This is a genomic window from Enterococcus thailandicus, assembly GCF_001886265.1.
Lineage (GTDB): Bacteria > Bacillota > Bacilli > Lactobacillales > Enterococcaceae > Enterococcus_B > Enterococcus_B thailandicus.
On record NZ_JXLE01000025.1, the window covers coordinates 22427 to 29761 of the forward strand.

At 31.5% G+C, this 7335-nt stretch carries 7 protein-coding genes; 2 read left to right on the forward strand and 5 right to left on the reverse strand.

Features of this window, described 5'->3' with window-relative positions; all coding sequences use genetic code 11:
* Nucleotides 1-12: 12 nt before the first annotated feature.
* The 5 genes from RV17_RS12440 to RV17_RS12460 all read right to left on the reverse strand — a co-directional run bounded on the left by RV17_RS12440 (nucleotide 13) and on the right by RV17_RS12460 (nucleotide 5048).
* Entirely contained in the window at nucleotides 13-1374 is a 1362-nt protein-coding gene (locus tag RV17_RS12440) for a PTS sugar transporter subunit IIC (protein ID WP_071869377.1), read from the reverse strand.
* A 7-nt stretch (nucleotides 1375-1381) separates the two neighbouring features.
* On the reverse strand, nucleotides 1382-1687 hold the full coding sequence (locus RV17_RS12445) for a PTS sugar transporter subunit IIB (protein ID WP_071869378.1): 306 nt from the start codon (nucleotides 1685-1687) through the stop codon (nucleotides 1382-1384).
* 3 nt (nucleotides 1688-1690) lie between these two features.
* Nucleotides 1691-2026: a PTS sugar transporter subunit IIA gene (locus RV17_RS12450; RefSeq protein ID WP_428839265.1), complete on the reverse strand. Its 336-nt coding sequence runs from the start codon at nucleotides 2024-2026 to the stop codon at nucleotides 1691-1693.
* A gap of 155 nt (nucleotides 2027-2181) precedes the next feature.
* Nucleotides 2182-4107: a BglG family transcription antiterminator gene (locus RV17_RS12455; RefSeq protein WP_083571999.1), complete on the reverse strand. Its 1926-nt coding sequence runs from the start codon at nucleotides 4105-4107 to the stop codon at nucleotides 2182-2184.
* Between the two features lie 188 nt (nucleotides 4108-4295).
* Nucleotides 4296-5048 carry an SDR family NAD(P)-dependent oxidoreductase gene (locus RV17_RS12460; protein ID WP_071869379.1) on the reverse strand — a complete coding sequence of 251 codons (753 nt, stop codon included), beginning with the start codon at nucleotides 5046-5048 and terminating at the stop codon, nucleotides 4296-4298.
* 98 nt (nucleotides 5049-5146) lie between these two features.
* Here RV17_RS12460 and RV17_RS12465 point away from each other — a divergent pair, with 98 nt between their 5' ends.
* Nucleotides 5147-5932 (forward strand): MerR family transcriptional regulator, encoded by a 786-nt coding sequence (locus tag RV17_RS12465; RefSeq protein ID WP_071869380.1) that lies wholly within the window; start codon nucleotides 5147-5149, stop codon nucleotides 5930-5932.
* A 536-nt stretch (nucleotides 5933-6468) separates the two neighbouring features.
* The gene (locus tag RV17_RS12470; protein ID WP_071869381.1) at nucleotides 6469-7083 is read left to right on the forward strand and encodes a recombinase family protein; all 615 of its coding nucleotides are present in this window, start codon (nucleotides 6469-6471) and stop codon (nucleotides 7081-7083) included.
* Nucleotides 7084-7335 lie beyond the last annotated feature (252 nt).

Sequence of the window (7335 nt, forward strand, 5' to 3'; positions counted from 1 at the left end):
TACTCTCCTTTTTTATTCAGTCGCTCCTTGCAAATCTTCTGCTTCATTCAATTCATTTAATTCCCTTTCTTTTTCTTTGGCTAGCAACTGACTGTCGTAAAGTTTCACAAAAGGATACCAAATGAATAGTAAAACTACTATGAGAAATACAGTGAAAATTAAGTATCTGTAATCTAACGATTTTAAAAATCCGTCTAGAAAAATAGGGAATGTACCAGTTACTAGTAAGTAAGGAGGGGTTAACAATTTCCAAGTGCAGGCCAACCAAAAAGCAACTGCTGAAAACAATCCTCCGAAAATAAACGGAATCATAAGTATTGGATTAAACATAATTGGTGCTCCAAAAATAACTGGTTCTGAAATTCTAAAGATACTTGGAATGATTGCAGCTTTTCCAAAAACTTTTAGTTGCTTAGACCTAGCCTTCAAACAAAGTAAAACCAAAGGTAGAGTATTTCCTGTTCCACCAATAAATGTGATGGCTAGCTGCATAAAAATTGGATGAAAAATAGGAGCTTGTCCACTTGCAACTAATTCAGCATTAGAAGCAAAAGCAGCGATTGAAATTGGTGCAACTAAAGGCATAACTACCATCATACCATGCACACCAACACACCAACAAAACAAGACAAAGAAACATACCAAAAGGGCTCCTGGAATAGAGTTAACACCAGCAATGGGAATTCTCATAATAGATTCAATTAATGTAGGGATTGACAAGGCTGGATTGAATAAACTAATTATGATATTTCCACCAAAGAAAACAAAGATGTTAATAGCTAAGGGAATTAATGAACCAAACATTTCTGATAAAAATGGCGGAATTCCTTCTGGCATTTTTATAGTAATATTCTTTTTTTGACATAATCTTGTGATTTCAACAGAAAGTAAACTAACTAAAATAGCAACAAAAAGTCCTGCTGAACCTAAATAAGTTGTGTCAATGGCAAGCATTGTTGTATCGTTAGCTAAAGCAAGATAGTTAGCAGGAGCAGCAGCAATAAAAAACAAAATCATGGATGTTAATCCATTATTAAGTGCTGACATTTTGTAACTATTTGCTAGGTGATACGCAATAGCAAAGGCTGCTATTACAGAAATCATCCCCATCGTCATGTTAAATGGTATTAGTATTGTTGCTTTATACGTAGTAGCAAAATCCAACCACCCTGAAAATATCGACCAAAATCCTCCCTGGGCTACCAGTTCAGCTGTTACTGGAGGATTAGCAATAATCATAAAGATTGCAGAAACCAAAATAAAGCTAATAGTTGTCATTATTCCTTTCTGCAAAGCAGCGAAATGTCGCTGCTGACCAAAAAAGTTAGCTATTGGAGTTAATTTAGCTTGAATAAACTTCATTGTTTTATCCATCTTTAAATTATGCTCCTTTCTCTATGATTTGATTAACGTATTTGATGATGTTATCTACATTAGAGATTCCGTAGTCCATAGAATTAATCGCACCTACTGGTACACCTACTACATTATTTTGTACTTCATCTAGTTTATACGAAATTTGCGGAGCGACCAGCACACAGTCATAATCTTGATATACACTTTCATAACCACCAACTGGGACTGCTTTTACAGCTAAATCAACATTTTTTTCCTTTCCCCATTTTTCCATTTTTTGCATTAAAATACTCGTCGATAATCCATTGGCACACACTAGTAAAATTTTCATCTTTTATTCTCCTTTTCTATCTTTTTCTAAATTTATTATTTCTTTGATTAAATCAATTGCTAGCATGCTGCACATTAAGTGATCTTGAGCATGTATTAATAACACATTAACTGGTGTTGTATTTCCTTGCGCCTCGTTTATCAATAAACTTGTTTGAACATGATGAGCTTCAACGGAAGCTTTTTCAGCAGATTCAACAAGACTGTCACATTCTTTAAAGTCACCCTCTCGGCATTTTTTCAACGCGGTAAATGCTAAACTTCTTGCATCACCTGAGTGAGCTATTAAACTCATTGAAACTGACTCAATGTCTAATATTTTATTTTCTTCTTCCATCATATATAAATTCTCCTATTCATTTAATAGGCCAATTATATAATCCCAACTACATAATCTCCATGCAATACTTTTCCACAATAGAGGAAATCAATCACTATTTTTTTCTTCATATGTAAACAAGCCATAATACATAAAATATATCGTGGCTTGTTTTTTTATATTGTGTTGAGGTTTTCTAAAATTTTAAGTATTTCTGATTTATCTGTTGAATCTAATAATTCTTGCACTTTACTTTTATCATCTAACAACGATAAAAGCTCTTTATATAAAGGTTCCAATTCATCTATGTTTGATATAGCAACATGAAGAAAACAAACTAGTTGAACTGGCTTGTTATACCAGTCTATTTGTTTTTCTAGGGTTAGTAGTGACCAAAATGTTTCTGTAGTAAATGCTTCTAATGGATGAGGCATTGCAACAAGGTTACCAAAACTTGTTGGCGCTGCATTTTCTCGGGAAATAACACTTTCTAAAATATCTCCAGAAACTATTTTCTTTTCTACTAGATCATTGCAAATATAATTAATAACTTCTTCGGGTGAATTTAGTTTTTTATTTAGATAAATGCTTTCCTTGTTTAAATACAAATGAGAAACTGATCCATGATTTGTATTTATTCTTTTCTCGATTTGTTCTACTGACTCTTTACCTAACAACGCATCTACGACAATAAATGGAATCTCAATCTCATTTGGCAAAGGGACCGTACTGATAATTAAGTCAATTGATTTTTCATCATAAACGTCTATGTTATGGAGTTCTGTAGTTCCAATAATTGAAATTTTATCTCCAAATTTTGACTGTAATTTATAGTACAATAGTCTTGAACTTCCTAAACCTGTTGTACAAACAATTAAACATCTTTTTACTCTTTTATCCACTTTTAGTCTTTCCATCGCAGCTCCAAAATGTAGCGCAATGAATCCAATTTCTGATTCGTCTACCAAAATTTCAAATCTATTTTCAACTACCCTACTCGCTGATACACCTGCTTCAAATGCAATGGGATAATTTACCTTAATTGCTTCTAACATTGTATTTCTAATGGACATATTATTTTCATATCTATGTAAAACAGGCTTCAGATGTAAAGATAAGGCTGCTAATAACTCTGGGTCATCTTTAAAACTAATTTTTAATTTTTTTTCTACAACATTTATCATTTCCATCGCAACTTCTGAAATTTTATGTTCTAGATTACTCCACTTTATCTTTTCTTCTTTGTTAAAAAAAAGTTTAGTACCCATTAAGTGCATTGCAATATATGACAACTCAACATCCGGAAATTTAATATCTAACTTATTTGAGACTTCATTAATAATTTCTTTTGCAACTAAAAACTCTTTTTCTTGTGAATTTTTTATAGATGGCCCTTTGATGTAGCTTCCGTCGCGCACGCGCTTACAAGCAATGGCTATGTGAATAATTAAATTGTTCAAAGACATGTCTGATAAATTCAATTTAGCTAATTTCAATTGATTTAAAACAATGCTTTTTAAAATTAGTATCTCATCATTAGAAATAATTAGATTATTAAGAATTGAATGATTCCAAGAACTTATCTCGGAAATTAGTTGTTCAGAAATGGCAAATCTTCTCTTCGTTTCATCACCCACTAATTTAACCCCGTAATTAGATTTTGATATTATAGATAAACCAAGTTTTTCTACAATGACTTTAATATTTATGAAGTCATTTTGAATAGTTGATCGACTGATAAAAAGTTCATCAGCTAAATCATCTAATTTTAAATACTGAGAGCTAAGTAACAAACGGTTTAACAAGTAATTAATTCTTTCTTCTGGTTCAACCGGAATCTTTTCATCAATACTATTCAAAGATTCTAAAAAGGCAAATAGCTGGTCATTTTGTAGTATTTCAATTTTATATCCTTTTCCTTTGAACCTGTTAATTTTAAGTCCGCTTTTATTTTCTAAAATACTCTCAATCACTGTAATATCATTACGAATGGTTCTGGTTGTAACATCAAATTGTTTAGCTAATTCCTGACCTGAAATAATTTTATCTTTAGATAACAGATATCTAAGTATTTTATCTTGACGATTTGTCATGATGTACATAGAATCCCCCCTTAAGTCATTATAAGATAGTTAGTCTTTTTTTTAAAATTACTCTTTTTCCTATAGTAGAGGAAATCATCTAATATTTTATGCTACAAATTTCTAAAAAAAAGTAGCATCCATTTTATATTGGATGCTACTTTAATTTTTTTAAAATTTTATAAGCAGAGTGCAAATTTACAGGGGATCTACTTGCCAGCTACATATCCACTATCTACAGGAATTACAGTACCGTTTATAAATTCAGATTCTTCATCAAATAAAAATGATACTACTCGAGCGATTTCGAACGGCTTACCTAAACGGCCCACAGGATTAGCATCTGACCAAGCTTTAAATTCTTCCGGATTTGTTTTTTTCATAGGTGAAATTAATTCTGTTTCTATTGTTCCAGGAGCAATCGCATTAACTGTTATGTTTTCTCTAGCGTAATCAAGTGCAACCGACTTAGTTAGTCCAACAACAGCGTGTTTACAAGCTGAGTAAAGAGCACCATCTTTTGAGGCTAAAATTCCGGCTCCTGATGCAGTATTGACAATTCTGCCAAATTTGTTTTTTTTCATTAATTTAATTTCATTTAGCATGCAAATCATGTAAGATTTAACATTTATGGCTAAAAGTTTATCAATTTCCTCTTCAGTTACTTCGCCAAAGGGTTTTCCAAGAATTCCAAATCCGGCATTATTGAACGCTAAATCCAATTTACCAAACTCTTTTTCAACAAATTCAAAATACTCATTAATTTCTTGAGTATCAAATAAATTACAGTGTCTGTAGTATACATTCCCTTCAAAATTTTTCGTTTGATCTAAAACTTTAGGAGCCTTATCATCTTGAATATCAAAGATGATAACTGTATTTCCATTTTTAGCCAACTCTAAAACAGTAGCCTTACCAATTCCACTTAATCCACCAGTTACTACAGCAATTCTATTAGTCAATTCTCTCACTTCTCCTTTAAATTTATAATTAGATTATCAACCTCGTTGTAACAACGATGTCAATACATTTTGTGATACAATTAACTAGAGGTGATTTAATGCGTTATACAGCAAAGCATTTATGCAAATTTTTTAATATTAATAGAGAGACATTAAGACATTATGAAAAAGTTGGTTTAGTAACACCTTACATAGACCCTAACTCAAGGTATCGATATTATGACCATTGGGATGTTGAAAAAATAGCTCAAATTAGAATTCATAGATCTCGTAACTTATCTTTAAAATCAATCAAAGAAATGGATTCAGTCGACTCCTTTCAAAATTATTTCTGTATTTTTGAGAACGAAACTAAGCTATTAGTGGAACAAATGAAACTTCAAAAGTTAGTTATAAAGGAAAATGAGCGTGATTTAAACATAATAAAAAAAGGAACAAGTAAGAAACATTGGACCACTGTCTCTGAACCATATTATTTTCATTCTGCATATGATGATGAAAATAATGCCAATACTAATAATTGGTATTTAAACTTCAGAAACATGTCTGAAAACCAATATATTTATGCGAGTTTCTCCCTCATTTGTAACTTAAATAATCTCTCTTCGCTAAATTACTATGGTGGAACAGCTTACTCGGAATCTTCCATCAGACTGCTTAACTCTGATACTACAAATATGATTTTTATACCTTCAACTAAATGTTTATGTTTTATTGCTTGTTCTGATGATCAGCTAAATATGCAATCTAATGTACTTGAAAAAATTTGCGATTTTTCAAATATTTATACTTTTCAATCAAGTAGTAATATCTTTTTCAGGCAGCTCTGTAGAATTAGAACGGAAAATAAAAGATATTTTTATGTCACTATTCCAATTATTTGAATTTCAAACTAAATATTCACCATTTTATAGAAACTCACTCCAAGATGAAGTTTAAATAGATAGAGAAAAACAATTCATAAAAAAACTGCAAGAAAGATGTAGATAGCAACTGGTCTCTAGGTCATACAAAGTTATTCAAGCAGCCTATATGAAAAAAGACACAAAGATTTTTCAAGGACGAACCTGTTCGGATTATATAACTGTAACCTTCCAACCGTTTCAGTTGTAAACATTTAAATTCACTCTTCCAAAAAAAACTTTTTTATTAAGTTGTCTAATTCTGAATTATAATTTTTTCTACTATTTTATTATTAAGTTTTTATTATTAAGTTCTAACCCCCCAATTCCTTAGTTCTTCAGTCATACATTTTTCTACTTCTTTTGTCATAATGTTCCTACTTTCAAGGGAAAAATGAATACAAATGTGTAAATTTTGGGTGTACCCTAAATAGACATGAATATAGCATTGAAAAATATGGTTTTCCAATGTATGATTAGGGTGTATTTTAAACACTTGTAGAAAGTAGGTAAACCTTTTGAAAATTTCATATATCCGAGTGTCATCGATCGATCAAAATGAACAACGTCAAATCGAAGAAATGAAAAAATTCGGTGCAGAAAAAATTTTCATCGAAAAACAATCTGGAGCGACTATTACTCAAAGACCGATTTTTCAAGAAGCATTAGATTTTGTTAGGGAACAGGATATTTTTATTGTAGAAGCCATCGACCGACTTGGACGTAATTATGACGAGATTATCGATTCAGTTAATTATCTAAAAAAGAAAAATGTGCGGCTCATTATCACCAGTTTACCAATAATGGCTGAAGCAATCGGAAATCCACTCCTAGATAAATTTATCAAAGACCTAATCATTCAGATCTTGGCCATGATTGCCGAACAAGAGCGTACTGAATCTAAACGACGCCAGGCACAAGGAATTAAGATTGCTAAAGCAAACGGCGTCTATAAAGGTCGTCCTAAGTTATACAGTGCAGAAACAAAAGATCCTCAGCGACGCCTTGTTTATAAAAGCATCGTTCAGGATCTGGAGAATGGAGTGGCTATCTCAAAGATTGCAAAAGACTATAATGTGACTAGGCAAACAGTTTACCGAATAAAAAAAGAAATGGATCAACTAATTGTATGATTTCTTTTTTAAATCACGTAATTATGAATAGCTTTGTTATCAAGATAGCCAATCAAGTAAAATTCATCTAGCTAAGTTGATTATATTTATGATAACGAGAAATTAGTTGACATAAATATAATCAACACAATAATCATGCTGATTTAAAGCTATTTATCACCGATAACTCCTGGTTACCAAAATAAAGTGCAACAAACCTCCACAAACTTATATTGATGCTCGGGTTCTGTTGCAAAGTTTTAAATCTACTAT

Bases quoted from the DNA above. Each gene is read 5' to 3' on its own strand.
- RV17_RS12440 (WP_071869377.1), bottom strand. From the start codon at position 1,374: ATGGATAAAACAATGAAGTTTATTCAAGCTAAATTAACTCCAATAGCT.
- RV17_RS12465 (WP_071869380.1), top strand. From the start codon at position 5,147: ATGCGTTATACAGCAAAGCATTTATGCAAATTTTTTAATATTAATAGA.
- RV17_RS12455 (WP_083571999.1), bottom strand. From the start codon at position 4,107: ATGTACATCATGACAAATCGTCAAGATAAAATACTTAGATATCTGTTA.
- RV17_RS12445 (WP_071869378.1), bottom strand. From the start codon at position 1,687: ATGAAAATTTTACTAGTGTGTGCCAATGGATTATCGACGAGTATTTTA.
- RV17_RS12450 (WP_428839265.1), bottom strand. From the start codon at position 2,026: ATGATGGAAGAAGAAAATAAAATATTAGACATTGAGTCAGTTTCAATG.